The organism is Pseudomonas sp. GW101-3H06 (assembly GCF_059424605.1).
This window is the reverse complement of the sequence record NZ_JBWKZO010000001.1, coordinates 3,067,033-3,092,996: the sequence shown is the minus strand read 5'-3', so window position 1 is coordinate 3,092,996 and position 25,964 is coordinate 3,067,033. Positions and strand designations below refer to the sequence as shown.

Sequence of the window (25,964 nt, the reverse complement as noted above, 5' to 3'; positions counted from 1 at the left end):
AGCAAGATCCACAAGATAATAATTATTCTCGTTTAAACCTAAATCCCTCCCCCCTCCTTCGTCTTTGAACAAACGGAAATTTTTCAACGACGACAAGGAGTCGGCTGCGATGTTCGCGCCTATCACCCGTTCCATGACTTTTACCCTTGGCCTTTGCGGTGCCGCATTGAGCCCGGACTTGCTGGCTGAAACCGAGCCTGAAACAGCGCCATTGGCATCTACACTCATGCTCGGTGCCACCAACGTAACCGCCCGGAGCCTGGGCAGCACCACCGAAAACACCGATTCATACACCACCGGCTCAATGAGCACGGCCACCCGCCTGAACCTGTCGATCAAGGAAACCCCACAATCGGTTTCCGTGGTCACTCGCCAGCAAATGGACGATTTCAAACTCGGCACCCTGTCCGAAGCCATGAGCCAGACCACGGGCGTAGTGGTGCAGCACAACGACTCGGACCGGGTCAGCTATTCTTCACGCGGCTACTCGATCAACAATTTCCAGGTCGATGGCATGTTGAACACCTTCAGCTACATGAAGTCCGATTCCGACACCATCATTTACGACCGTATCGAAGTGGTTCGCGGTGCAACGGGTTTGACCACCGGCGCCGGCGATCCTTCGGCCACCATCAACATGGTGCGCAAACGGCCAACCGCGCAGTGGCAAGCAAAGACCGGTGTCAGCGGCGGCAGCTATGACGATTACTACAGTTATCTCGACGTCGGCGGACCGCTGGCCTTCGACGGACGCCTGCGCGGGCGCGGCGTGGTGGCCTACCGCGACAGCGATTCGTACCGGGACAAATACCAGCAACAACGGGAGGTCGGTTACGGAGTCCTCGAAGCCGACCTGACCGACGACACCCTGCTGGCGGTGGGTTTCGACTATCAGAACAAGCATGTCCAGGGTACGTCCTGGGGTACAGTGCCCTACTGGAACTCCGACGGCAGCAAGGCCAACCTCGGACGGTCGACTAACATGGCCACGTCCTGGAGTTCCTGGCCGCTCAAAGACAAGACTGCGTTCGCCAACCTCGATCATCAACTGGGTGGCGGTTGGCAGCTCAAGGCCGCTTACACCCACCGCGAAAGTGACACCGACGGCAAAATCTATTACGCCGGCGGCGGTTTCCCGAACGCGGATCGCAGCGGCATGATTGCCAACGTCAGCCATATGATCGGCACGCAAAAGATGAAGGCCTATGACTTCAACGTCTCCGGGCCGTACTCGTTGTTCGGTCGCGAACACGAGCTGATGGTCGGTTACGGTGAGGCCGAACGCCGCGAGGATTCGCCTTATCTGGTGGACGGCCCCAGAGCGGCGGATTATGAAAACGTCCAGGACTGGAAATACATGGGCAACATCGGCAAGTTTCCCGACACCGTCACCGGCCTGACAGGCTCGAAAGACTACACCCGGCAGAAGGCTGGTTATTTGGCGACGCGCCTGAGCCTTACCGATGAACTGCACGCCGTGCTCGGCAGTCGCTACGGCAGCTGGAAAACCTCAACCACCACCAACAGCTACGATAACAACCTGCAACTGTCGAGCGTCGATCACAGCAGCCAGCAACAGAACGACATGTGGACGCCCTACGCCGGTCTGCTTTACGACCTGTCCCCGGAGTACACCGCTTACGTCAGCTACACCGATATTTTCAAACCGCAAACCGAACGCGACAGCAGTCGCAAGTACCTCGAACCGGTGGTTGGCAGCAACTATGAACTGGGCCTCAAAGGCAGCCTGCTGGAAGAACGATTGAACCTTGCGACCGCGCTGTTCTGGAGCAAACAGGATAATGTCGCCGAGCTGGACGACTCGGTGCCGCCGGATCCGGTGACCGGCGAGGAGTTTTTCAAGTCGGGCGGCAAAGGCAACAAGGTACAAGGCTTCGAAGCCGAGCTGTCAGGTGAGGTCATGGCGGGCTGGAACATGAGCGCCGGTTACACCTACACACACTCGGTCGATGGCCAAAAGCAGCGCATCAACACCCACCAGCCTTTGAACATGTTCCGGCTCTCCACCGTCTATCATTTGCCCGGCGAATGGCAGGCGTTGACCGTGGGTGCTGCCGTGAATTGGCAAAGCGACGTCTATCGAGCCGCCAACCGCCCGGTCGGGCGCCGTACCGATGGCAGCCTCATCACCGAGCGCACGAACATCCGCCAGGAGGCCTACACCGTGGTCAATCTGATGTCGCGCTACGCGTTCGACAGGCACCTGTCGGCCTCCCTGAACGTCAACAACCTGTTCGACAAGAAGTACTACGACAACGTCGGTTTCTACAACGGCGTGTACTGGGGCGACCCGCGTACGGTGACCTTGAGCCTGGATTGGAAACTCTAGGGGTTATTAATTCCCATTTAACGGAATCGGCGGATAATGAGGCTTCGATTTTGATCTGTTGACTCATGGACGAACCGCATCCGACATCTGTAAGTGGGAGGCACACCATGAAACGTACTACGCTGATTCTAGCCGTCCTCACAACACTGGGCTCCGCCGGCGCCTTTGCCGAAGGTGGTGCTGAACGCATGAGGTACTACTACGAGACGCTACGCTATAACCAGCAAGTGGCGCTGGGCAACATCACACCAAGCCAGGCCAGTGAACTGCGGGTCCCGGACGATCAAACGGCACAAATGACCGAATCCTACAGACCGAAATGATTGTTACACCTCTGACTGCTTGCTCTTCAGTCAGAGAAATCAGTTGGGCGTCCTGATGGACGCCCTTTTTTTATGCGCGGATCACAGTGGCTTGATCCAGAACATCATGCGCCCGTGGACCGGGTCGAACTCCCCCGGGGCAAAGCCGAACTTGCCGTAGGAGGCTTGCGCCACCGCATTGCCTTCCAGCACTTCCAGGGTCATTTTGCAGCAGCCACGCTGACGGGCGATTTCCTCGACCTTTTGCAGCATTCGCTGGCTCAATCCCAGGCCACGAAACTTCGGCACCACGGCCACATCGTGCACATTGACCAATGGCCGGCAGGCGAAGGTCGAGAAGCCTTCAAAGCAATTGACCAATCCGGCCGGCTCGCCGCCGACAAAGGCCAACACGCTGAAGGCGTGGGGACGCTTGGCCAACTCGCCTGGCAGCTGTTGCAGCACGTTGGCGGGCAGAGAATGGCCGCCGCCCATCGGGTCCTGGGCGTAGCTGTTGAGTACCAGGCCAATGGCCTCGGCATGTACCGGATTGGTGTAGCTGGCTTGCAGCACAAGTATTTCCGCGAAATCCATTTCCATCCTCGATCACATTCAATGGCCCCAGTGCGTAGATCGCCCTGGAAGGCCTGGCGACGATATCGCGGGCGTGTCTGTTTGAAAATCAAAAGTTATTAATGCCCCCAGATCAAGGCCTCGGTCCATCCCAGCTCGGCGAAATCCTCGGCCCGCAGGTGCGATTCGCCCGCACAGAAAAACTCGTCCAGTTGCGGTGGTTTCACCGTTGTGCCGCTGAGCATGGCGTGGACCTGCCCCCTGTGATGGATCTGGTGCTCGAACAGGTGCGACAGCAGGCGCAAGCGGCTGTCATGTTGTGGCGTGTCCCGGGCGATGGTCACCACCTTGCCCAGATCGGCATCACGCATCTGCTCGCAGTAGGCAATTAACCGCCGGTCGACATGAACCTGCTCGCGCTTGAGGTCCAGGGCATGGGTGAACGGCTCGTCGTCCTTGAAAAACACGTAACAGTCGGGGTGCGGATCATCGCCGCGCAACTCGCGTTCGAGGGCATCCACGTAAAACCAGTCACAAGTCAGGATGTGGTTGAGGGTGGCACGGATGCTTGGAAAGTAACTGACACGGGGGGCAGCCAGATCGCCGGGACTCAACTGACACCAGGCCTTGGCCAGTCGGTGATTGGCCCAGGCGTTCTGGTAAGCCATGGTCAGCAAATGGTGGGACAGAGGCTGGTTCATGCTGAAACCTCCTGAATCTCATATCTTCCAAGCCCTAGACTTGTGCAAATCGCTCCAGCTGCATTTCCTGCAGGCGGCTGAGGGTACGGCGGAACGGGAATTCCAGGTAGCCCTCGGTGTAGAGCGAATCCATCGGCACCTGCGCTTCGAGATACAGCGGTACCTTGCGGTCGTAGCACTCGTCCACCAGGGCAATGAAACGCCGCACTCCGTCGTCATGCACCGATAACTGCGGCAATTCACGATCCCCGGCTTCCACCCGCTCGGCGCCGTCTTCAGTACCCCGGGCGATGCGTCCGACACGTTTTTGCGCGCTCAGGTTGGGTACGTCACTCAACAGGATAACGCTGAAGGTGTCGCACAGGGCCATGAAATCCATTGCGGCAAACGGTTGTTCACAGAGATCGGCGTAACGACACCAGAGCACCGTTTTGCTTGCCTGTACCACCTCCATCGAACGGTATCCGACCTTGACCGGTTCGCTGGACACCGCTTGGCCGACGGTCAACAGCCTGAACACATCGTCCAATGCGCTGGGCTGTCCGGGCGTGGCGACCCAGTAACGTTGCAAGCCTTGCCCCGGATGCAGACGATGATCTTCGCCGCCGTCCACCGCAACCACCTGCATGTGCTGTTTGATCGCGGCGATGGCGGGCAGGAAACGGTCGCGGTTGAAGCCGTCGGCGTATAACCCATCAGGCGGCAGATTGGAGGTGCAAACCACCACCACGCCCTGTTCAAACATCACCTGAAACAAGCGCCCGAGAATGATCGCGTCACCAATGTCATTGACGAACAATTCATCGAAGCACAGCACCCGCACTTCTTCGCTCAACTCGCGAGCCAGCGCTTTCAACGGGTCGGCGGTGCCGGTGAGCTGAAACGAGCGCTGATGCACCCAGCCCATGAAATGGTGAAAGTGCTGGCGCCGGGCCGGAACCTGCAAGTGCTGGTAAAACTGGTCCATCAACCAGGTTTTACCGCGTCCGACCGGGCCCCAGAGGTAAACGCCAGTGATCGGCTTGCGGCCTTCATGCAGCGCTTCATGACACTTCTGTAAAGCCCAGACGGCATGTTCCTGGGCTTCGTCCTGGACGAAGCCCTTTTGTTCGATGGCGTACAGCCAGGCGCTGAGGGGAGAGTCGACATTCATGCGCGGCAGTATGCCACCCGCGCGCGACGACTACAGTGAAATGTCCAGCCGGGCAATCTTGCCCTGCTCATTCAGGCGAAACATGTAGCGCAGTGCCAGGGGGCTGCCGGGAAACGTGCCGGAGATCAGGCCATTGACCAGCACCTTGCCGGTACGCTGTTGCACCTCCAGTACTTCGACCCGAGGCTGATAGCGCTGGCCAGTGTCTTGCATCCATTGGGCAATGGCTTGCGTGCCGATCCGGTGCTGACCCTCATCGAACACATTGGCGTCTTCGGCGAAGAAACTGCCGACCCGCGAAGTATCGCGGGCATTGGCGGCGGCAATGTAGGCGGCGATGGCGGGCGCCAGTGCAGAGGCGGGATTGGACATGTTGCGGCTCCTTGTTTGTTGGTTCTGGAGCCATGCTAAAACAGGGCGCTGTCAATTCTTGTCAGGAGTGAAACGCCCGGATTCATCCAGTTGCATTTGCTTGCGCCAGGTCCGCAACAGGTCACTGCGCCGCCCCGGATAACGCTCGCCCTGCACGCTCGCCTGCGAGATCCGGTCGGTGCGAAACGTCCGATAAGCACCACGCAATTCGCACCAGGCCACGATGATCCGTACTTCGTTGAGAAACCCCAATGCCAATGGCCAGATCAGCCGTTGACTGGGCACTTGTTGGGCGTCGGCGTAGTCGATGTGCAACTTGGACTGATTGCGAATGGCCTGGCGAAACACATTCAACGGCACCGCATTGGGTGCAAAACCATACCCCGGCGGTCCCGGCATCAAGGTCGGGTTGCGCAACGCGTCCAGCGCTTCCGGCGCGAGTACCGCGGCAATCTTGGCCAGCGCATCGGCCGCCGCTTTGCTCAACACCTCATCCCCCCGCTGATCCACATAGCGCAGCCCCAAAACAATGGCTTCGGTTTCGTCGGCATTGAGCATCAATGGCGGCAGGAACAAACCGCTGCGCAGTACATAACCAATCCCCGCTTCGCCATAGATCGGTGCGCCCAGCGCGGTGAGCTCGGCGATGTCGCGATAAAGCGTGCGTTCAGAGATGTCCAGTTCGCCGGCAAGCGTGGCAGCCGTCACTGGACGGCTCTTGCCGCGAAGCACTTGCAACAACGTCAGTAAACGGGTGGTTCGCGACACGATGAGGGTCCTGTCCAGAGGGTCGAGGGAGCTTAGCAGAGGCCCCTGTCAGAAACTGTCAGCAGCATCGTGGAAAAACCACATACCTGCGAGAGCAAAGATCGCGTGCTTGCGATGGCGGCTGTGCAGTCAACGATGCATTGCCTGAGCCACCGCCACCGTCATTGCGAGCAGGCTTTGCACCGACAGGCGGAACGAGGGAAAAGGAGCTTGACGCTGAATACTGCCGGGATCATATTAAATAGATGTCATCTATAATTTATAATCGCCTCGACGTACCTTCAGGAGTCTTCCCATGCATTACAAAGTGTTTGGCCGTAAAACCGGCTTGCGGGTTTCCGAACTGGCGTTGGGCGCCGGCAATTTCGGCACCGGTTGGGGCCATGGTGCCGAACGTGATGAAGCCAAGGGCATTTTCGATGGTTACCTGGAGGCTGGCGGCAACTTCATCGACACCGCCAACGGCTATCAAGGTGGTCAGTCGGAAGCCATGCTCAGCGAGTTCATCGCCCCGGAGCGCGATCATCTGGTCATCGCCAGTAAATACACCTTGGGGACTACACCGGCAGCCGGAATTTCCCACACCGGCAACAATCGCAAGAACATGGTTCGCGCCGTGGAAGAGAGCCTGAAGCGACTGAAAACAGATCATCTCGATCTGTTCTGGGCGCACATGAGCGATGGCGTGACGCCGATGGAAGAGATCCTGCGTGGTTTCGACGATCTGGTACGGGCCGGCAAGATCCATTACGCCGGGCTGTCGAATTTCCCGGCGTGGCGCATTGCCCGTGCCGATCTGCTGGCCGAGGTACGCGGTTTTGCGCCGATTGCCGCGATTCAGGTCGAGTACAGCTTGGCCGAGCGTACCGCGGAGCGCGAGCAACTGCCGATGGCCGAGGCGTTGGGGCTGGCCGCGACCCTGTGGTCGCCGCTGGGTGGCGGCTTCCTCACCGGCAAGTACCGCAACACACAGGGCGACAACCGCGCCACTAAACTCGGGGTGCTGGTTCACGCCGAGAAAGGCGCCCGGGAAACCGCCCTGCTCGACACCCTGCTGGCGGTCGCCGCAGAACTGGCGGCCAGCCCGACCCACGTCGCCATCGCCTGGTTGCGTGAACAGGCCAAACGTTCGACCACCACATTGATTCCGATTCTCGGCTCGCGGACTCGCGAACAACTGGATGCCACCCTGGGGGCGTTGAACGTGCAGTTGAATGCCGATCAACTGGCGCGGCTCGATGGTGTCAGCGAGGTGGCTAAAGGTGTGCCCCATGAATCGATCAGCGGTTCCTTTGCACGGTTCAGTGGGGGCGTAACCCTCGACCTGCCGAAAATCCCGGTGGTCTGACGCAGTTCAAAATGTGGGAGCGGGCTTGCGCGCGTATGCGATGTGTCAGTTGATATAGATGCTGGCTGACACGACCCCTTCGCGAGCAAGCCCACTCCCACAGTTGGACGGTGCCCTATCTGTCGACCTTCTGTTTGGCCGCATAAAGGCACAGCATCTCCATCGCCAGCGTCGCCGCCGCCAACGAGGTGATTTCCGCACTGTCATAAGCCGGCGCCACTTCCACCACGTCCATGCCCACCAGGTTGATCCCGCGTAAACCGCCGAGGATTTCCAGTGCCTGCACCGTACTCAAGCCACCACACACCGGCGTTCCGGTGCCTGGAGCATAGGCCGGGTCAAGACAGTCGATGTCGAACGTCAGGTACACCGGGTGATCGCCGACCCGCGCCCGAATGGCTTCGACCATCGCATCAACGCCACGTCGATGCACCTGTCGCGCATCCAGCACCTCAAAGCCCTGATGATCGTCGTTAGTGGTGCGCAAACCGATCTGCACCGAACGCGACGGATCGACCAGGCCTTCCCTGGCGGCGTGCCAGAACATGGTGCCGTGGTCGATACGCTTGCCCTCTTCGTCCGGCCAGGTATCGCTGTGGGCGTCGAAGTGGATCAGCGACAGCGGGCCGTGCTTGCGGGCGTGGGCCTTGAGCAGCGGATAGGTGATGAAGTGATCACCGCCGAAGGTCAGCATCGCACTGCCCGCGTTGAGGATATGTTCGGCGTGGGCCTCGATGCATTCCGGGGTCGACTGCGGCGAACCGTAATCGAAGTCACAATCGCCGAAGTCGACGACCGCCAGATGATCGAACGGATCGAAAGTCCATGGCCAGTGGCGCTCCCAGGCAATCCCGGCGGACGCGGCGCGAATTCCCCGCGGTCCGAAACGCGCGCCGGGGCGGTTGCTGGTGGCGGTGTCGAACGGCACGCCGCTGACTGCCACGTCGACGCCGCGCAAATCGCGACTGTAGCGGCGACGCATGAAACTGGTGATGCCGGCGTAGGTGCTTTCGGCGGCGGTGCCATACAGGCTGTCACGGGTCATGGCCTGATCGTTTTGCATCGGGACGTCCATCTCGGGTTCCTTATTATTAGCGGCTACGGAAAGCTGTCCACACGCGAGTGCGCTGGCGCATGTCCTTGAGGCTCATGCTGCGGTCAGCGTAGAGCCGTTCGCGAACCTCGGCAGGCGGGTAGATGTCCGGGTCGGTGCGCACCGCCTCATCCACCAGCGGCGTCGCGGCCTGGTTGGCGGTGGCAAAGAACAGGGTGTTGGTCAGCGCCGCGACCGATTCCGGACGCAACATGAACTCGATGAACTGGCGTGCGGCTTCCGGGTGTGGGGCGTCCTTGGGAATCGCCAGGTTGTCCTGCCACACCAGGGTCCCTTCCTTGGGAATCCGGTAGGCGATTTCGTAGGGCTTACCGGCCTTGCGCGCCTGATCGGCGGCCATGCTCGCATCACCGTTGTAAGCCAACGCCAGGCACACACTGCCATTGGCCAGATCGTTGATCTGCCTGCCGCTGGCCACGTACAGCATCGAAGGCTGCAGCTTATGCAACAGCGCCTGGGCCGCTTCGAGATCGGCCTTGCTGGTGCTATAGGGATCCTTGCCCAGATAGTGCAATGCCAGGCCGATCACTTCCTGAGGCGAATCGATGATCGCAATGCCGCAGTCCTTGAGTCGGCTGGCGTATTCGGGTTTGAACAACAGATCCAGACTGTTGAGCGGCACGTTCGGCAAGCGTTTCTGTACCGCCTCGACATTTATCCCCATCCCCAGGGTGCCCCAGGTGTAAGGCACGCCATAGCGATTACCGGGGTCCACCGCCGCCAGTTTTTCCAGCAAATCCGGATCAAGGTTGGCGTAGCCCTTCAGGCCTTCGTGGGGAATGGCTTTCAATGCGCCGGCCGCCAGGCCACGCGCCAACACGCTGGACGACGGCACCACGACGTCATAGCCACTGCCACCGGTGAGCAGTTTGGTTTCCAGCACTTCCGGCACGTCGAAGGTGTCGTAGCGCACGTGAATACCGGTTTCCTGTTCGAAACGCTGCAGGGTTTCAGGGGCGACGTAATCGGCCCAACTGTAGAGATTGACGACGTTGTCCTCGGCCTGGACCGCTACGGCCATGGCAAGGAACAGCGCGGGAACACACATCTTGAACACGGTAGCCATGACGAACACCTGACCGGAGGAAGTGGTTGCAGGATGCGCCGTCGGATACATTGATAAAATATAACGATTATCAACCTGACATTACCCAGGAGTAATGTTTGATGCTCGGTCAACTCCACGATCTGGATCTGCACCTGTTGCGCCTGTTTGTCAGCGTGGTGGAGTGTGGCGGCTTCAGCGCGGCCCAGGGTGAACTGGGCCTGAGCCAGTCCAGCATCAGCCAGCAAATGGCCAAGCTGGAAACCCGCCTCGGCTATCGGTTGTGCAGCCGTGGCAAAGGCGGATTCCGCATCACGCCCAAGGGTGAACAACTGCTCAATGCCACCCGAGGGCTGTTTGAATCCATCGAAGCATTCCGTCATCAGTCCAACGGCGTGGCCGGACGCTTGATCGGCGAAGTGCGCCTGGGCTTGTCCGAAGCCCTGGACCCATCGGTGTTGCAACGGGTGGCCGAAGCGATCCGGCGTTTTCGCGAACGCGACGAATCGGTGCGCATCGAGTTGATAAGCGCCATGCCCGGTGAAATGGAGCGCTTGCTGCTGCAACAGCGGCTGGACCTGGCCATCGGCTATTTCTCCCAGGTGCAGAGTGCTTTTGATTATCGCGAGCTGTTTACCGAAACCCAGCACCTGTACTGCGCGCAAGGCCATCCGCTGTTCAACAACGACGCGCCGGATGACCTGGCGTTGCAGGCTTGCGACCGGGTCGATCACCCTTACCGCTTCCTGCGTGGCGAGGAGCCATTCCAGGGCAAGCTGTGCTCGGCGCGTTCAGAACAGGTCGAAGGCACCCTCACCTTCATTCTGTCCGGCAAGCATGTCGGCTATCTGCCTGAACACTTTGCCCGTCACTGGGAGGACAAGGGGCTGCTGCGGTTGGTGCGCCGCAAAGGCATGAGCTTCGACGTGGCGTTTCACCTGGCCCGGCACCGGGCACAGGTGCCGGGGGATGCGCAGAAGGCGTTCGAGGAAGACTTGTTGGCGGCGTTTGCCTGAAACGCCGGTTTCCCTGCCACCTATGAACATTGTGGGAACGGGCTTGCTCGCTCCCACAGGGAATGTGGTGGATACAGGGCTCATCGCTCGCCACAAAATAGTCTTTCTGGCATCCTGCGCCTCCATTTTCTGACCCGGCCCGCCCCTGGACCATGAACACCTCTGAAAAACCCCCTGCCCCACGCCACAATGACCTGATCTACGGCCTCGACGACCGCCCGCATCTGACCGCCACCGTGTTTGCCGCCCTGCAACACGTGCTCGCCAGTTTCGTCGGCATCATCACGCCGACGCTGATCATGGGCAGCGCCCTGGGCCTGCAAAGCGAAATCCCCTACCTGATCAGCATGGCGTTGTTCGTTTCTGGCCTGGGTACCTTTGTTCAGGCGCGACGCTTCGGTCCGATCGGTTCCGGCCTGCTGTGCCTGCAAGGCACCAGTTTCTCGTTCATCAGCGTGATCCTCAGTGCCGGTTTCATGGTCAAGGCCCGGGGTGGCGGCACCGATGAAATCCTCTCGACAATCTTCGGCGTGTGCTTCTTCGCCGCGTTCATCGAAGTGGTATTGAGCCAGTTCATCGGCAAATTGCGCATGCTGATCACCCCGGTGGTGACCGGTACGATCATCACGCTGATGGGATTGTCGCTGATCAAGGTCGCCATGACCGATATTGCCGGCGGTTTCGGTGCCACCGACCTCGGCGCGGCCAGCCACCTGGGCCTGGCGGCGTTGGTACTCGGGACCATCGTGGTGTTGAACCGGGTGGACGTACCCTTCCTGCGTCTGGGGGCGATTGTCATCGGCTTGACCCTCGGCTATGTCGTCGCCTGGCTGCTGGGCCACGTCGATTTCGCCAGCCTGCCCGCCGTACCGCTGATGAGCGTACCGGTGCCGTTCAAGTATGGTTTCTCCTTCGATTGGGTGGCGTTCGTGCCGGTGGCGGTGATTTTCCTGGTGTCGCCACTGGAAGCGGCCGGCGACCTGACCGCCAACTCGATGATCTCCCGGCAGCCGGTCAAAGGCCCGCTCTACATCCGCCGGATCAAGTCCGGATTGCTGGCCGACGGTCTCAACTCGGCCATGGCCGCCGTGTTCAACAGCATGCCGATGGTGACGTTCGCCCAGAACAACGGCGTGATTCAGTTGACCGGCGTAGCCAGCCGTTACGTGGCGTTTTTCATTGCCGGGCTGCTGGTGATGTTGGGGTTGTTCCCGATGATCGGCGCGGTGCTGCAACTGATGCCCAAGCCGGTACTCGGTGGTGCCGAACTGGTGATGTTCGGCACCGTGGCCGTGGCCGGCATCAAGATCCTCGCCGAAGCGGGCCTGCATCGACGCAATATGCTGATCGTGGCGATTTCCATTGGCATGGGCCTGGGTGTGGCGGCCGTGCCGGAAGTCCTGCGGGAATTGCCAAAGGCGTTGCACAACATCTTCGAATCGCCGATCACGGTCGGTGCGCTGTGCGCGATCCTTTTGAACATCTTCCTGCCCGAGGAATTCATCGAGCTGGAAGAAGACGATTTCGATCCGGAAGCCTCAATCCTGCAGGTCATGGAAAACCCGGATGTCCCGGCCAAGGGTGAACCCGAAACAGCTGCGGTGATCGCAAGGTTGAACAGTTAGATAGTTGCCCGAGTCCTGCAGGAGCAAAGAATCGTTCACACATCCAATGTGGTAGCGAGCCTGCTCGCGAAGAGGTCGGCACACTCAACATTAATGTCGAATGTTGCGCCGCCTTCGCGAGCAGGCTCGCTCCCACAAGGATTACGAGGTGAAACGGACACCCGGTTTAGCCCGCTCATCCACCGTCAACTCGAACACATCCGGGCGCGCGTAATGTCCGACCACGTCGTAATCGTAACGGGCGCGGATCAAGTCATCGGTGTCGATTGGCGCCGTCAGCAAACCGGCCTCGCCACGCAATGGCCCGGCCAGGATGTCGCCCATGGGACCTACGATCACGCTGCCCCCGGCGATCAACGGTCGATCCGCTGGCCAATTCGCCACTTCTATACCCAAGGCCTGCGGCGAGTCCTGCACCTGACAGGCGCTGACCACAAAGCACCGGCCTTCATGGGCGATATGGCGCATGCTCACCTGCCACATCTCGCGCTCGTCCACCGTCGGCGCACACCAGACTTCCACCCCTTTGGCATACATTGCAGTGCGTAGCAGCGGCATCATGTTTTCCCAGCACACCACCGCGCCGATCCGCCCGGCCTGACTGTCAATCACCGGCAAGGTCGAGCCATCGCCTTTGCCCCAGATCAGCCGCTCCGTGCCGGTCGGCATCAGCTTGCGATGTTTGCCGACCAGCCCCGCCTGCGGGTCGAAGTACAATGCGGTGCAATACAACGTGCTCCCCGCCCGTTCGATGACGCCGATGACCAGATTTGCACCCGTGCGCGCAGCCAGGCCGGCCAGCGCTTCGGTTTCTGCGCCGGGGACATCGATGGCATTGGCAAAATAACGGGCAAACGCCTCGCGTCCTTCCGGCAGCCGATAACCCAGCTGCGTGCCGAAGCCCTCGCCTTTGGGGTAGCCACCGAGCAGCGCCTCGGGCATTACCACCAAGGCGGCGCCGGATTCGAGGATAGCGTTTTCATAGGACAGGATCTGTTCCAGGGTCTGTGCCTTGCCCCCGGGCAAGGCTCCGATTTGCAGGGCGGCAACAATTGACTTGGGCATCGTGATAACTCCGTTGGCGTCTGGTGTTGCTCATTTTCAAGCGCCACAAGGCCATGAATAAAGCCCAACTCGCTGCTGAATGATATGAGCCAGATGAATATCAACGCCTTGGTGAGAAACAGATCACTTGATAAATGGTTCTTCGAACACCGCTACTCTTTACATCGCTGCGGCAAAACACAGTGGGATCAGGACTTGAGGATCAGGATGAAAAAAACCAAAGGACACCTGCTGGGCCTGGCGACCTTGTTGCCAGCCCTCCTTGCCCAGGCCGATGACGGCGCTATCAGTTTCCGGCTGCCAGGCCAATTCGGCGCACTGGCCGCGACGCCAGTCGAACCCGGCTGGAGCCTGCCGCCGATTTACTATCACTTCAGCGCCGAAGCCCTATCGGACTGACTTCCACATATCATGAACAACGCCCCATTCACTGTTTAATGATATGAACTCAATGAATATCACCAACATCGATCTCAACCTGCTCAAAGTTTTCGAGGTGTTGCACGAAGAATCCAGCGCCAGCCGCGCTGCACTGCGCCTGGGCGTGACGCAGTCGGCCGTCAGCGCGGCACTGCGTCGGTTGCGCGAGGTGTATGGCGATCAGCTGTTCGTACGCACCGGTCGTGGCCTGTCGCCAACGCTCCAGGCCAATCAACTCAAGCCGGTGGTCAGCGATGCCCTGAACAAATGCCGCCAGAGTCTGGCAATGGTCGACCCCGACGCCAGCCATTACGACGGCCGCTCCGTGACCGTGGGCATGTCGGATGATTTCGAGATTGCCTACGGCCGGCGAATGATCGAAGAAGTCGCCCGACGCGCGCCGAAGCTGCGGCTGATCTTTCGCCAGACCCACAGCCAGATCGTTGCCCAGGCCTTGATGGAGCGCAGCATCGACCTGGCGATCACCGCTGGCGGGCTTGCCGAACGCCTGCTCAGTCGACAGGTGTTGGGGGAAGGGGGTTATGCGTGTCTGGTGGATACGCTGAGCCTGGGCGCAGACCAGCAAAACATCAGCCTTGAAGAGTTCGTTGCCCGCGAACACATCCTGGTGTCGTCGGGAGGTTTCATCGGCATTACCGACGAGGGACTCGCGGCGCTGAGCATGACTCGGCGCGTCTGTGCCTCGACCACCCATTTTGCGGCATTGCCGCATCTGCTCAAGGGCAGTCAGGCGGTGGCCACCATTCCGGCCCACGCGGCCCAAAGCATCGCGGCGCTCAGCGGACTGGCACTGCTGCCCTGCCCCCTTGCGTTGCCTCGCTACCCGATCGAACTGGGCTGGCGCACCAGTGCCCAGCTCGATCCGGTGGTGTTGAAGGTGCGCGAGGCAATTGTCGCAAGCTTTATGTAGGCGTTACTTGTTGGCGGCCATCAGGCGATTGACTTCGCTGCGCACCATGTTCGAGAACTCTGGTGGCGACATGCCGTCGAGTTCGGCGCGGACCCACTCGGCCCACTTGCCTTTGCGTTTGGCGCGCTCACCAAACAACCGAGCGGCTTCGCCCTTGGCTTTGCCCAGGTTGTTTTGCCAGAGTTCGAACAGACGGGATTTTTCATCTTCAAGCGCAGCGCGCTCGGCAAGGGATTTGTCGGCCAGATTGAAGCTCATGGGAATTTCCTGCTGCGTAAATAGGAGACATCTTACACTGTAGGAAGAATCGTCCTGAGCAGGATTTGCATCCGGATCGAGTCTGCGCGCAAAGTCGCTGCAACTTTTTCAATCGCGGCGCACTCCATTGTTCACTGTCCACTCACCTGCAAGGAGTACTTCAATGGCCCGCAAAACCGCCGCCCAAGCCGCCGAAGACCAAATCAAGGATCAAGCCTTCAGCGAGCTTCAGGCTCTGATCGAAGAGTCGGAAAAACTGCTCAAAAGCAGCGCCTCACTGGTAGGTGAGGAAGCGGAAACACTGCGAGGGCAAATCGCCCTGAAACTCCAGCAGGCCCGGGATTCGGTGACCAGCGTGCGTAACCGGACACTGCCCGCCGTCGAAGCCACCGAAACCTACATCGGCGGTCATCCCTGGCAAACCGTGGCGGTTTCCGCCGGCTTCGGTCTGGTGGTCGGGTTGTTGCTGGCCCGACGGTAAACAGCACACGCAAAAATTCAGAATTGAAATGCAATCCCCTGTGGGAGCGAGCCTGCTCGCGAAGACGGCGTATCAGTCGACATCAATGTTGCCGGGTATACCGCCTTCGCGAGCAGGCTCGCTCCCACACGTTATGCCACGTCAGCTTACTCCGGCCAGTTCCCGCAGATTGGCCAATGTCTGCGCATCGAGCGCAATGCCATTGTCCTGCGATTTGGCACGTTGATAATGGCGCCGATCCCCCGGCAATCGCTTCAGTCCCACGCCATGCATCTGCCGCACCAGCTCCTGGCTGCGCTCGGCGAAGCTCTGCCCGGCGGCTTTGCTCGGGTCGATGACGATCAGCAACTGACCGGTCCATGGCGTCTTGGCGCCAGGGTGATTTTTCCAGTCGAACTCGAAAGAAAAATTGCCCCCGGTCAATGCCGCGGCCAACAGCTCGACCATCATCGACAACGCCGACCCCTTGTGCCCACCGAACGGCAGCAACGCGCCGCCTTCGAGAATCGCTTTCGGGTCCTGGGTCGGCTGACCGAGGCCGTCCACACCCATGCCCGGTGGCAAGCGCTCGCCTTTGCGTGCGGCAATCTGCACGTCGCCATGGGCAATGGCGCTGGTGGCCAGATCGAACACAATCGGCTCGCCGCCGGCGCGAGGCGCGGCGAAGGCGATGGGGTTGGTGCCAAACAACGGCCGGTCGGCGCCGTGGGGCACCACACAGGTCATGCTATTGACCACACTGAGCGCCACCAGCCCTTCGTAGGCGAACGGTTCGACGTCCGGCCACAGCGCAGCAAAGTGGTGGGAGTTGCGGATGGCGAGCACCGCGATGCCGGCACTGCGGGCCTTTTCCACCAACAAGGTCCGTGCCGCCGCGAGCGCCGGTTGCGCAAAACCATTGCCGGCATCGACCCGGACAAAACCGGAGGCCACATCCTCAACCACCGGAACGGCCTTGCCATTCACCCAACCGCTCTGCAACGTCGATACATAGCCGGGCATGCGGAACACGCCGTGACTGTGGGCACCATCGCGTTCGGCGCCCGCGCAGTTTTCAGCCAGCACCCGGGCGACATCGGCAGAGGTGCCGTGACGCAGGAATATCTTCTCAAGCAATGCCGTCAACTCAGCGAGCGACAGGTTTTGCGAGACAACAGCAGACACATCATCGAGTGGTGCAGACATCTGAAGCTCCAGACTAATTATTGGAGGGAACAACAGCGTAGGTAGACCGCCGATTAACAACGCGCGGCGAGCGAGCTGTCAACCCTTCGCTTGCGACTGTTTGCACAAACACCGGCTGCCCGTGCGTTAACTATCTACCGCCTGGACTCTGTTACCGTTTTCTAGTCTCGACGCTCCATCCATTGGCGCTCTGCGTAGTGCCTTGCACGAGACTCGACAATGCCTGCATCCGTTACCCCACTGTTTTTCCCCGAAGCCCTGAATTCCCCCGACCGTTGGACTGAATTGGGCAAAACCCATGGGCTGACGCAAAAGGATTTCCAATGGTTCAACCACGTGAAACTGGCCAGCCATGCGTTACGCAATCAACAGAAACAGCCGATGCTCGCCGAAAGAATCCTGGTCAGTACGGGCAACCTGTCTCTCCCTCTGGCAGGCTGTTTTGTTCTGAGCGCCACGCCCGATGACAATGGCGAGATCCTCTACACGCCTTATGCAGGCATAAAGAAATTCAAGAGCCGCACAGCGTTGTCCAAGCAAATCAAAGACCAATTGGATAGCGCGGAAGAAGACGATGACTTGCTTGTATTCATGTCATTGTCCGCACGCAAGACGTTGGCCGAAGCCTCTGATATCACGGTGAAGTTCGAGACCATCGACGGAGACGTATTTCAAGATCAGAGCACCGTGATCGAAACCAGCCAACGCGGCAACGATCAAGCCATGCTTGACGAGCTCAAAGAGCTGCCATCGCTCACCACCCTGCTCAATACCGTACTTGATGAATTATTGCAGTCGAACTTTCCGGGTCTGAAACAAAGCCAGACCCAGGTCAACTTTTACTCCGAAGCAGCCAACGACACCCAACCAGGCAGCACACCGACTCGACGCTGGATCAAATCCATGTCCCTGGGTGAGTCGGTGCTGCTGTACTTCCGTCATCAGCAATGGCCCGCCGGGCACTACCCGGAGTTTTCTCACAGCAAAAAGAAGCCGGTGAAACACGACCAGCAACACTGGGGTTCGGCGGTGCAAACTGCCGCAAGCAGTTTGATCAGTCAGTTGTCAAAAGAACTGCAAAATTACTGGGACAAGGCGAGTGTCGATGGCGCAACCCGTCGCGAGTTTTTTTCCCGGGCCATTCTTGAGAAAGCGCGGGCCGAACTGCTGCTCAAGCGCGAGGCCGAGATTATCACCGCGGAACAAAGCCGAACCCTGCACTCGCTGCTCGAGTCGTCCTCGACGCTGACCCTCGAAACCGTGCGGTTGTGGGAATACCAGCCGAACTACGTAGAGCTCGCCGGTTCGCTGATGATCAGCAAGGAAAGCACCCATGCTTTCCTCTACACCCCTAGCCGGGGTTTGCTGGTTCTGAAGGACTATCAGGATCTCAAGAAAACCCTGATGACAAAATCAGTTTCAGCCGGCCACGACGATGAGCTTTACGGCCTCATGAGTCTTGAGGAACGCAACCTTTTCATCGGCTTCCATCAACCGCAAATCTCCGGTGCCGCGATAACCGGCTCGGTGTTCAAGACGCTGTTTGAGTCAATCATCAGCAAACAAGTGCAAAACATGGACTATGCCCTGCAGGTATTGCGCCAGAGCTACGGCGCCGTGGACATCCATGCCTTGTTCGACAAGGCGTTGGACATCCGCTCAATGGTCGGCGAGCAACTTCTGACGCTGGACGTCAATGAACGCTGGAGCACCCGACCGGCCTGGTTGGACAATTTCCAGTCTTCGATGGTGCTGGCCGATACTGCGGCGACTTACGTCAAGACCCTCAATTCTGTCGAATCGCCGATCAGCAGTGAATTCGCCAGCCAACCGATCGACACGAAAGCTGCACAACGCGTGTATCTGGAAAACATGAAACCACGGCTGGCCCATGCCCTTTCCGTGGGCGTACGCGCAGAGGCCGCCCTGCGCGAACTGGGTGGCACCTTGCGCAATGCCGATTGGCAGCTGGTCGATACCGTTTTCAACCCGGACCTTGCGGACCGTAAAACGCGTCGGGCGGTCAAGAGGTTCCATCCGGACGTCTTTTCCCTGGTGCTGGAGTGCTCCGGTCAGAACGACCTGTTGCCTTTGGCCAATTGCGTGCTGTTGACCGAGCGAGGTGGACTCGACATCCAGCATTCCGGGCGTGCCATCCTGTGGACGCCGGCGGCCGGGCTGGAAGTGTTCGCCACGCTCGGCATTGCACGGCAGCAACTTGACCGGCGCCTGCGCGATGCTCAAAAACGCCTGGTGCTGCTGGAGAATCTCAGCCCCGACCAGTATCAATTCCATCGTCGCTACACGCTCAACAAGCTGCAACTGATCGAAGGCAACGTTTTGCAGCATGTGGCGCAATCGGCCATTGATCACTTCCTGGAACGTTGTGAGTACCTACGCTCATTGAAACGTGACGCCAAGCTGCAAGAGAAGGCGCTCAAAAAACTGACGAAGACGTCCATTGATATCAACTTACGCAGAGCCGCGTCGATCGCCGAGGCCATTACCCGCCAACACTCCCTGCCGGCCTGGCTGGGTATGGCGTCCGCCGAAGAACAGCGCCTGCACTTTGAATTGTTGCAGCAATACAGCAACAACGTGACCGACGACAAGGACTACCTGCATGGGGTGCAAACGCTGGCGGACTATGTTCGTCAGACACTCAAATCACTACTGGCGAGGCGCTTCCCAGGACAATCCCTTGATCCCGACAAGATTGAGATCACCCCGCAACTGGCTTTCGCGGGGCCTGCGAAAAGTCTGACCGATGTTGCCTTGAACCACGCCAACATCGCCCAGAACGCTAGGTTCCGGGTGGCGTCGAAAACCGCTGATGCCCTGCCGGATAGCCTGAACCAGATGGCCGTCAAGCAGCTGATACAGTCACTGAACATCCAGCAAGATTTTGGCAAACAGCTGACGGGCGCCCTGTCGGGCACCGGTTCCGCCGAACGCAAGTTGCGATTTACTCAACAATTACCATGGCAACTGTTGCAGCACGCCCATGCCTTGAAACTGCAACGGCATCTGTCCGGCAACGGTTTTGACTTGATCCGCCAGGTCCTCGACATGCCGGATGCCACCGCCCGCCACACGGTCGAAGGCGCCCATGCCATCATCAGGCCGCTGGAACTGATCAAGACGGCCGGCGCCGCCGCCGTCAAAACCCTGGGCCTGTACCTGATTGGACCCGGCAGCGGACATAAAGGATCGCAGATCCTGTTTGCGCCCTATCGCGCGGGGCCGGTATTCGCTGAGTTCGACACCGAGGCCGACCTTGTCGCGGCCATCAACACACCTGGGGAGCTTCAGGATCTGCTTATCCGCCGTCTTCCGGAAAATCAGCAGGCATCGTTTCGCAACCTCTTCAAGTCAAGCATCGGCGAAACCAGTGAAATCACCCTGGGATCCACCGCCATCGACGGTAACGTGCTCATCCGGTTATTCAACGACAACGCCAACCTGCTTACGCAGATGCTCGGCAGTCGGTCGAAACCGAGCGAGCAGTCGGACTGGGACGCGGTCAAACAGCTGTTCAGCTCTGGCATCCAACAAGTCTCCGGCCTCTTGCCGGGCAAACTCTCGCGCATCCTGTTTTTGTGGCAAAGCTTCAAGGATTTCAAGGAATCCGCCGAAGCCCTGCAGAACCAGCATTGGAAACGTGCGCTACGGGGCTTTATCGCCGGAGCGGCGGAAATGATTTCGCTGGGCAGGCTTGAACTCGAGGCTTCACTGATCCCTGAGCAATCGGCCTCCAACGCCGCGCCGGTCGATACTCCGGCGCACGCGCAACCATGGTCGCAGGTGCGATCCACTTCAACGCAACGCACTCTGCTGCAGCATTTTGAAACCACGTCTGTTCAACTGAAGGATCTGAAAAAAAACAACGCCAACGGGACGTACCTCGACGCAACCGGCACGCTTCAATACGCCCCTATTGCAGGCAAGGTTTATCCCGTGAAAAAAGCCGGCAAGGTATGGCAGGTGATCAAGGACAATCAGCAAGGTCCTGCGCTGCTGACCACCTCCGACAAGCAACTGGTCATCGATCCGAACACGCGGAGCATACGTTTCGGAAAAGCCGTGTCAAAAATGCATAACCAATTTGTCGCCAGCCATGAAGCGCGGCGGGCTTTGAACATAGAAGCGCGAGGAATGGCGGAAATTCGCGCCAAATTCCCGGACAAGGCCACCATGCTCGTGAACGCGATTGACCTGGCTCGCTTTTACGCGTTCAACAGCCTGCACAACCTCGCTCAACTCAGGGTGCTCACCCAGGGCACACGGCTGGATACTTTCTTGAAAGAATTCTTTGATGTCGGCAACGTCGATGCAAGCCTGCTGGACAAGATCAAGGAAACCATCGTGCCCGTCTGCAACGCCCTGGTGGATCCCGACAATGATTTGCTCAACGACGATCGACTGGTCGTCGGCTCAAACAGCAAAGTGGACGCCGATGTGATCGCTTTTACCAATACACGCGACCCACTCAAACGCGTGCATTTCTCGGAGCATTTTTTTGATCCTCAACTTGATTGGTATGAAAACTCTTTGACAGAGCCCTTTGATGTCATCGCTCACAGCCAGGCTTCCACGATCATTCACGAACTGTCGCATCAGACCAAAAAAGCGGTGGACATTGTGTACGTTGAGGCGAGGCGTCCGTTCAGCGATCTTGTGGAGACCCTTACCGGACAGGGCCAGGCCATGAAACAGCAGCAGATCGAGCTGCAGCGAAATGCATTGTCGTTGCGTACCCCCAGAGATGAGTTGTTTGCCAAATGGAACGCAGACCTCAATGGCTGGATCGATTTAGAAGATACTGAACTTGCCTATGATGAAATCGACGCAATACTGGAAGTAACCGGCTGCAAAACACTCGAAGAAGCCCGGGATGCCTTCCTGGATACAAAAAAAGCGGAACATCGAATCAACATCATTTTGCGCAATGCCGACTCGATAGCGCGTCTGATCTGCGAAATGGGTCGACAACTGGACCCGGTGCCGGTGGTCAATCCCTGATAGCCAACGCCGCCTGTAGGAGCGAGCGCCTACAGGCGTGATAGATCGTCTTGATCATTTTTTCACGTCGTTTAAGGATAATGTTGTCCATGGACGCTGCCTTTACGCCCACGCACGCAAAAAAATCTGCACATTGATGTTTAATTGCCATGATCGATGTTTTCGCAGGCTGCCCTCAAGGTTAGAATGGCGCAAATCAGGATGAGTCAATGACCGACAGCCCTTTCTCTCAAGCCGAATACGACGCCATCACTGATGCCGCTGCGCACTGGTGCATGCGCTTGCACGCCGATGACTGCACGCCACAAGAGCGCCTGGCATTCGAGCAGTGGCGGGATGTTCATCCGCTGCACGCCTTCGAATACGAGGCCATGCTGGAAATCTGGGAAGTCGCGGGCGATCTGCCGCACCCGGAGCCTGTCGTCTCGCCGATGGTTCAAGTGAAACCGCAAACCCCATGGCGCACCTTTGGCATGGCCGCGGCGGTCTGCGCGCTGGCGATGCCTTTGGCGGCTTACAGCGGCTGGAACCTCGGTTGGCTACCGGATTCGTACCAGCATTTCGAGAGCACTGACAATGTGCGGCAGGTCACTTTGAAGGACGGCAGCCGGGTCGAACTGAACCTGGGCACTGAGCTGACCTACAGCAACTACAAGGACCATCGCCAGGTCACCCTGAAAAAAGGCGAAGCCTTTTTCAGCGTTGCCCACGACACCCGTCACCCGTTCGTAGTGAAGGCCGCCGAAGGGAAAATCAGGGTCACCGGGACCCAGTTCAACGTCTGGATGTATGAAGACCAGGTGAAAGTAAACCTGATTGAAGGCTCGGTGCTGGTCAGCAGCAATGATGACCTGCCGGGGGACGGTCTGAGGCTTGGTCCGTCGATGCAGGCGAGCTACGGCCATGGCGACTTCATGCCACGGATCAGCCAGACCTACGACAACGACAACTCGCTGGCCTGGCGCAGCGGCAAACTGGTGCTCGACAATCTGGCGCTCAACGACGCGCTGCCGCTGATCAATCGTTACCTGGAAACGCCTTTGGTGGTTGCCGATAACAGCACCGGCGCGATCCGTATCGGCGGCATCTACAACATCAAGGAACTCAACACCCTGGTAGCGACGCTGCCCAAGGTGCTGCCGATCTACCTGACGCGCAACAAGGACGGCAATCCGGTCCTCAACTCCATTCCGCAACGCACGCCAAAAAGCTGAAGGCCGCCACCCTTGCGGGGTGCGGCCTTCATGCATCAGTCAAACACCTGTCATTTTACTGCGCGACCACCTTTTCGTCCTGTTCGCGGATAGTGTGCGCCTGATAGTGCGGATCCGACTTGATTTGCTGCTCGGTAAACGGCAACACGCTCATTTGCTTCCTGGAAAACGCCAGGGTCTGATCATTGGCGTGTTTCGACGCCGGATCACTGGACAGCGAGAATGTCAGCAGCCCTTGAGCCTGCGGTCCCTTTTCGTCGAAGGTCACCACCTGCAAGTAGCTGGTGCCACTGACGACTTCACGCTTGCCGTCGCTTCTGGGAACGCTCTGAATGGCGTTATACACACCCAGCGTCCCCGGCCCGCCGTGGATCGGCGTTTGCCGGCCGCCACTGCTGACCACCTGGATATCGCCCCAACGGCTGTCCGGTTTCAGTCCTGACGCATTGACGAGCTCGACCGACGCCAGCATCGCCTGACGCAACGCCTGTGCCACTTCAGGCCGGTCGACCGCCAGGCCACGCGGGGTGTGTTGCGGGTCTTTCGGATCGAACGCCACGCGCCAGACATCAGGGGCCTGTTCGAGAGGCTCCATGACATTCTGGAAATGCACGAAGCCCAGGCCGCTGTCGAGGTTCGCCTTGCGATCCCAGGCCTTGAGACTGGCACACAGCGGCGCCAGGGTTTGGCCATCGGCCCCCAGATCCGCCGCGCAGAATTGCAGCAGGTCCGGCATGACTTGCGCGGCCTGATACACCTGGTCATCCATCACCATGTGTTGTAGATCCGCAGCCTTGAGCGGCCCGGCCTTGGCCAGTGTATTCAGGCGATCCAGGGCAAATCGCGAACGCATGCCCAAGGGCTGGCTGTCCTGGCTGATCAATGGCGAAAAACCGGTCAGCGGCTGTGCCGGGTTGGCCATCCACGCCGAGTCGTTGGAATGCTGCACGAAGTCCTTGCGCAACAGTTGCGGTAACTTGTCCGAGGCATAAATGCCCTTTTGCGCCGCTTGCGGGTCGATGTCCCAGGCGCAGGCACTGTTGGAGCCGTCGAGGATGATCATTTGCAAACCGATGCGCGGATCGCTGCACTGCGCCAGTTTCTCGGCACTGACGTTCGGCACCACCGACAGGTTCATGTAGAGCGTTTGCCCCTGATCGTCCGCCGCCAGGGTGTTGACCCACGGAATACCCTGGATCTTGTGCACCGAATCCTGAAAATCCTTGAGGTTGTCGGCACGGTTCATGGCGTACCACTGCTGCAATACGCGGTCGTTATCCAGGTTAGCGTCACGCAAGCTGTAGGCAAACCGGCTGTCCCAGTCCAGTTTGCCGGGCCACTGCACGATCGGGCCGAACTGCGAGCTGTAGACCACATGGGAAACTGCCTTGACCGAACCATCCGGCTGTTTCACGTCGACCGTCAGTGTCTGTTTGTGCATGGGCAGGGATTGGCCGTCGAGCAGGTACCGGGTCGAATCCTTGGGGTCCAATTGCAGGCGATACAGGGTGAAGTGCTTGGACGAATCCACGGTGTGGGTCCAGGCCAGATGCTGATTGAAACCAATGTTGATCAGCGGCAGGCCAGGCAACGCGGCGCCCATCACGTCCAGTTTGCCGGCAATGGTCAGGTGCATCTGATAAAAGCGCATGCCGCCGACCCAAGGGAAGTGCGGATTGGCCAGCAACATGCCGCGCCCGTTGAAGGAGCGCTCCGCGCCTATCGCAACGGCATTGCTGCCACGGTCGAGGGCAAAGCGCTGCCTACGCAAGTCAGCTACCTGAAACGCCGACTGTTTTCCGGTATTCGTCGTGGCGCCAGCCGGCGGCGTAGCGCCCGCCAGCGCTTCGGCAAACTGGCCTACACCACCTTCCACCAACAGGCGACGGGTCAGCTTGACCAGATCCTCGGTGGTGATCTCCCGCACCCATTTGCCCTGGCACTGCTGCGGCAGCCCCAGGGTCCGACGCTCCGTCAGGGACCGGTTATAACCGGCCACATAGCCCTCGATCAGCGCGCGCACTTCAGGGGGTTGCGCCTGCCAGAACCCGGCAACGGCCCGGGGCGTGTTCAACCAGGTGAAAAACAGATCGCTGACCCGGTTCTCGCGTTCTTCGACCGTGAGCTGATCCGGACCGAAAAATCGCGAACGTTGACCGTTCACCGTGACAATCTCATTGGCCAACAAACACAGGTTATCCTGAGCATAGGCATAGCCGATTCCATAACCGAGCCCTCGCTCGTTCTCGGCCCGAATATGTGGCACGCCGAAACTGGTCCGGCGGATATCGGCACTGGCCTGCTCAGGCTGGCTGCGGGCGTTCGCCGCAAGACTCAGCCCCAGAAACACACCCGCCAGGCTCAACCTGGTTAACTGGCTGGAAATAATCACACTCGCTCCTGATCGAAAAACGATGGTCACAGTTCTGCGTACTGACACGCACTGCGCATCCTTTCAGGGACGAAGCAAACGGTAAAAATTTAGGAAAAAAGACCGCGATCCAGCGGCACCTTACTGACCGGTAACGCCACGATGACGAAATTTCTACATTTAAGTCTTCATGATTTGCGTGGCTCATACGTCTTGTTAGCTAAGAGCGCCCATTTTTCCTGATCAGGCTCTGAAAAGGAGTTTTTGCAATGTACAACTCGCAACTGCCAACGGACGGTAGCAACGCGCCAAAGAGCACTTCCATCGGGGTCGGTGTTTTCGACCAGCGTACCGAACGCCACGGCAACGAGCGGATTAGGTTTCTGCTCAAAAGCTTTGGCCTGCGAACCAGTCTGATTCGTCTCAAAGTCATCGACGCCCTGCTGACGGCCGCCGAAAACGACCGCAGCCTGGGTGTGCGCGGTGTGCACAATCACTTGCTGGAACTGGATATTCCCCTGTCCTTCCTGAGCGTGCGCGAAGTGTTGAAACGCCTGTGCAGCGAAGGCGTGATCGTGCTCAACGAAGACAAAAGCTACAGCCTGGACCCGCGAGCTGCAGCCGTTTTACAGCACCATTGATAACGCTTT

22 protein-coding genes are annotated in these 25,964 nt (G+C 59.0%); 11 read left to right on the top strand and 11 right to left on the bottom strand.

Annotation, left to right across the window (positions count from 1 at the left end; genetic code table 11):
- The first annotated feature begins 109 nt into the window (after positions 1–109).
- Positions 110–2,350 (top strand): TonB-dependent siderophore receptor, encoded by a 2,241-nt coding sequence (locus tag AC07ZE_RS14195; RefSeq protein WP_207265351.1) that lies wholly within the window; start codon positions 110–112, stop codon positions 2,348–2,350.
- Positions 2,351–2,457: 107 nt separating this feature from the next.
- On the top strand, positions 2,458–2,673 hold the full coding sequence (locus AC07ZE_RS14190) for a hypothetical protein (protein ID WP_095194154.1): 216 nt from the start codon (positions 2,458–2,460) through the stop codon (positions 2,671–2,673).
- 81 nt (positions 2,674–2,754) lie between these two features.
- On the opposite strand, the gene AC07ZE_RS14185 is transcribed toward AC07ZE_RS14190, so the two are convergent.
- From AC07ZE_RS14185 to AC07ZE_RS14165, 5 genes are all read right to left on the bottom strand, one after another.
- Positions 2,755–3,246: a GNAT family N-acetyltransferase gene (locus AC07ZE_RS14185; protein ID WP_207265350.1), complete on the bottom strand. Its 492-nt coding sequence runs from the start codon at positions 3,244–3,246 to the stop codon at positions 2,755–2,757.
- Positions 3,247–3,344: 98 nt separating this feature from the next.
- On the bottom strand, positions 3,345–3,926 hold the full coding sequence (locus AC07ZE_RS14180) for a DinB family protein (RefSeq protein ID WP_207265349.1): 582 nt from the start codon (positions 3,924–3,926) through the stop codon (positions 3,345–3,347).
- Between the two features lie 34 nt (positions 3,927–3,960).
- The gene (gene zapE, locus AC07ZE_RS14175) at positions 3,961–5,079 is read right to left on the bottom strand and encodes a cell division protein ZapE (protein ID WP_207265348.1); all 1,119 of its coding nucleotides are present in this window, start codon (positions 5,077–5,079) and stop codon (positions 3,961–3,963) included.
- Positions 5,080–5,109: 30 nt separating this feature from the next.
- Positions 5,110–5,451 carry a nuclear transport factor 2 family protein gene (locus AC07ZE_RS14170; protein ID WP_207265347.1) on the bottom strand — a complete coding sequence of 114 codons (342 nt, stop codon included), beginning with the start codon at positions 5,449–5,451 and terminating at the stop codon, positions 5,110–5,112.
- A 51-nt stretch (positions 5,452–5,502) separates the two neighbouring features.
- Entirely contained in the window at positions 5,503–6,219 is a 717-nt protein-coding gene (locus tag AC07ZE_RS14165) for a helix-turn-helix transcriptional regulator (RefSeq protein ID WP_207265346.1), read from the bottom strand.
- Between the two features lie 295 nt (positions 6,220–6,514).
- Here AC07ZE_RS14165 and AC07ZE_RS14160 point away from each other — a divergent pair, with 295 nt between their 5' ends.
- Positions 6,515–7,567, top strand: coding sequence for an aldo/keto reductase (locus AC07ZE_RS14160; protein WP_207265345.1), 1,053 nt, complete (start codon positions 6,515–6,517; stop codon positions 7,565–7,567).
- Between the two features lie 115 nt (positions 7,568–7,682).
- Here the strand turns inward: AC07ZE_RS14160 and speB are convergent, their stop codons facing one another.
- Positions 7,683–8,642: an agmatinase gene (speB, locus tag AC07ZE_RS14155; RefSeq protein WP_207265344.1), complete on the bottom strand. Its 960-nt coding sequence runs from the start codon at positions 8,640–8,642 to the stop codon at positions 7,683–7,685.
- Between the two features lie 16 nt (positions 8,643–8,658).
- Positions 8,659–9,747, bottom strand: a complete 1,089-nt coding sequence (locus AC07ZE_RS14150; RefSeq protein ID WP_207265343.1) for a polyamine ABC transporter substrate-binding protein — start codon at positions 9,745–9,747, stop codon at positions 8,659–8,661.
- A 101-nt stretch (positions 9,748–9,848) separates the two neighbouring features.
- Here AC07ZE_RS14150 and AC07ZE_RS14145 point away from each other — a divergent pair, with 101 nt between their 5' ends.
- Both AC07ZE_RS14145 and AC07ZE_RS14140 read left to right on the top strand, forming a co-directional pair.
- Positions 9,849–10,742, top strand: a complete 894-nt coding sequence (locus tag AC07ZE_RS14145) for a LysR family transcriptional regulator (protein ID WP_207265342.1) — start codon at positions 9,849–9,851, stop codon at positions 10,740–10,742.
- Positions 10,743–10,894: 152 nt separating this feature from the next.
- Complete coding sequence (locus tag AC07ZE_RS14140; protein WP_207265341.1) at positions 10,895–12,367, top strand: nucleobase:cation symporter-2 family protein; 1,473 nt, start codon at positions 10,895–10,897, stop codon at positions 12,365–12,367.
- Positions 12,368–12,508: 141 nt separating this feature from the next.
- On the opposite strand, the gene AC07ZE_RS14135 is transcribed toward AC07ZE_RS14140, so the two are convergent.
- A complete protein-coding gene (locus AC07ZE_RS14135) occupies positions 12,509–13,432 on the bottom strand; it encodes a carbon-nitrogen hydrolase family protein (RefSeq protein WP_207265340.1) in 924 nt (307 codons plus the stop codon).
- Positions 13,433–13,525: 93 nt separating this feature from the next.
- Between AC07ZE_RS14135 and AC07ZE_RS14130 the strand changes: the two genes are divergently transcribed.
- Together AC07ZE_RS14130 and AC07ZE_RS14125 are read left to right on the top strand one after the other, a co-directional pair.
- Entirely contained in the window at positions 13,526–13,831 is a 306-nt protein-coding gene (locus tag AC07ZE_RS14130; protein WP_259331952.1) for a hypothetical protein, read from the top strand.
- A gap of 43 nt (positions 13,832–13,874) precedes the next feature.
- Positions 13,875–14,783: a LysR family transcriptional regulator gene (locus AC07ZE_RS14125; protein ID WP_207265339.1), complete on the top strand. Its 909-nt coding sequence runs from the start codon at positions 13,875–13,877 to the stop codon at positions 14,781–14,783.
- 3 nt (positions 14,784–14,786) lie between these two features.
- Here the strand turns inward: AC07ZE_RS14125 and AC07ZE_RS14120 are convergent, their stop codons facing one another.
- Positions 14,787–15,041, bottom strand: coding sequence for a hypothetical protein (locus AC07ZE_RS14120; RefSeq protein ID WP_077044866.1), 255 nt, complete (start codon positions 15,039–15,041; stop codon positions 14,787–14,789).
- A gap of 163 nt (positions 15,042–15,204) precedes the next feature.
- On the opposite strand from AC07ZE_RS14120, the gene AC07ZE_RS14115 reads away from it, so the two are divergent.
- Positions 15,205–15,522, top strand: a complete 318-nt coding sequence (locus AC07ZE_RS14115; protein WP_095194140.1) for an ElaB/YgaM/YqjD family protein — start codon at positions 15,205–15,207, stop codon at positions 15,520–15,522.
- Positions 15,523–15,663: 141 nt separating this feature from the next.
- Here the strand turns inward: AC07ZE_RS14115 and AC07ZE_RS14110 are convergent, their stop codons facing one another.
- Positions 15,664–16,707 carry an Ldh family oxidoreductase gene (locus tag AC07ZE_RS14110; RefSeq protein ID WP_207265338.1) on the bottom strand — a complete coding sequence of 348 codons (1,044 nt, stop codon included), beginning with the start codon at positions 16,705–16,707 and terminating at the stop codon, positions 15,664–15,666.
- A 219-nt stretch (positions 16,708–16,926) separates the two neighbouring features.
- On the opposite strand from AC07ZE_RS14110, the gene AC07ZE_RS14105 reads away from it, so the two are divergent.
- Positions 16,927–21,729 (top strand): dermonecrotic toxin domain-containing protein, encoded by a 4,803-nt coding sequence (locus AC07ZE_RS14105; RefSeq protein WP_207265337.1) that lies wholly within the window; start codon positions 16,927–16,929, stop codon positions 21,727–21,729.
- Between the two features lie 209 nt (positions 21,730–21,938).
- Positions 21,939–22,943, top strand: a complete 1,005-nt coding sequence (locus tag AC07ZE_RS14100) for a FecR family protein (protein ID WP_207265336.1) — start codon at positions 21,939–21,941, stop codon at positions 22,941–22,943.
- A 55-nt stretch (positions 22,944–22,998) separates the two neighbouring features.
- On the opposite strand, the gene pvdQ is transcribed toward AC07ZE_RS14100, so the two are convergent.
- Positions 22,999–25,335 carry a bifunctional acylase PvdQ gene (gene pvdQ, locus AC07ZE_RS14095; RefSeq protein WP_207265335.1) on the bottom strand — a complete coding sequence of 779 codons (2,337 nt, stop codon included), beginning with the start codon at positions 25,333–25,335 and terminating at the stop codon, positions 22,999–23,001.
- Between the two features lie 248 nt (positions 25,336–25,583).
- On the opposite strand from pvdQ, the gene AC07ZE_RS14090 reads away from it, so the two are divergent.
- Positions 25,584–25,955, top strand: a complete 372-nt coding sequence (locus tag AC07ZE_RS14090; protein WP_207265334.1) for a fe2+ zn2+ uptake regulation protein — start codon at positions 25,584–25,586, stop codon at positions 25,953–25,955.
- The last annotated feature ends 9 nt before the right edge of the window (positions 25,956–25,964 follow it).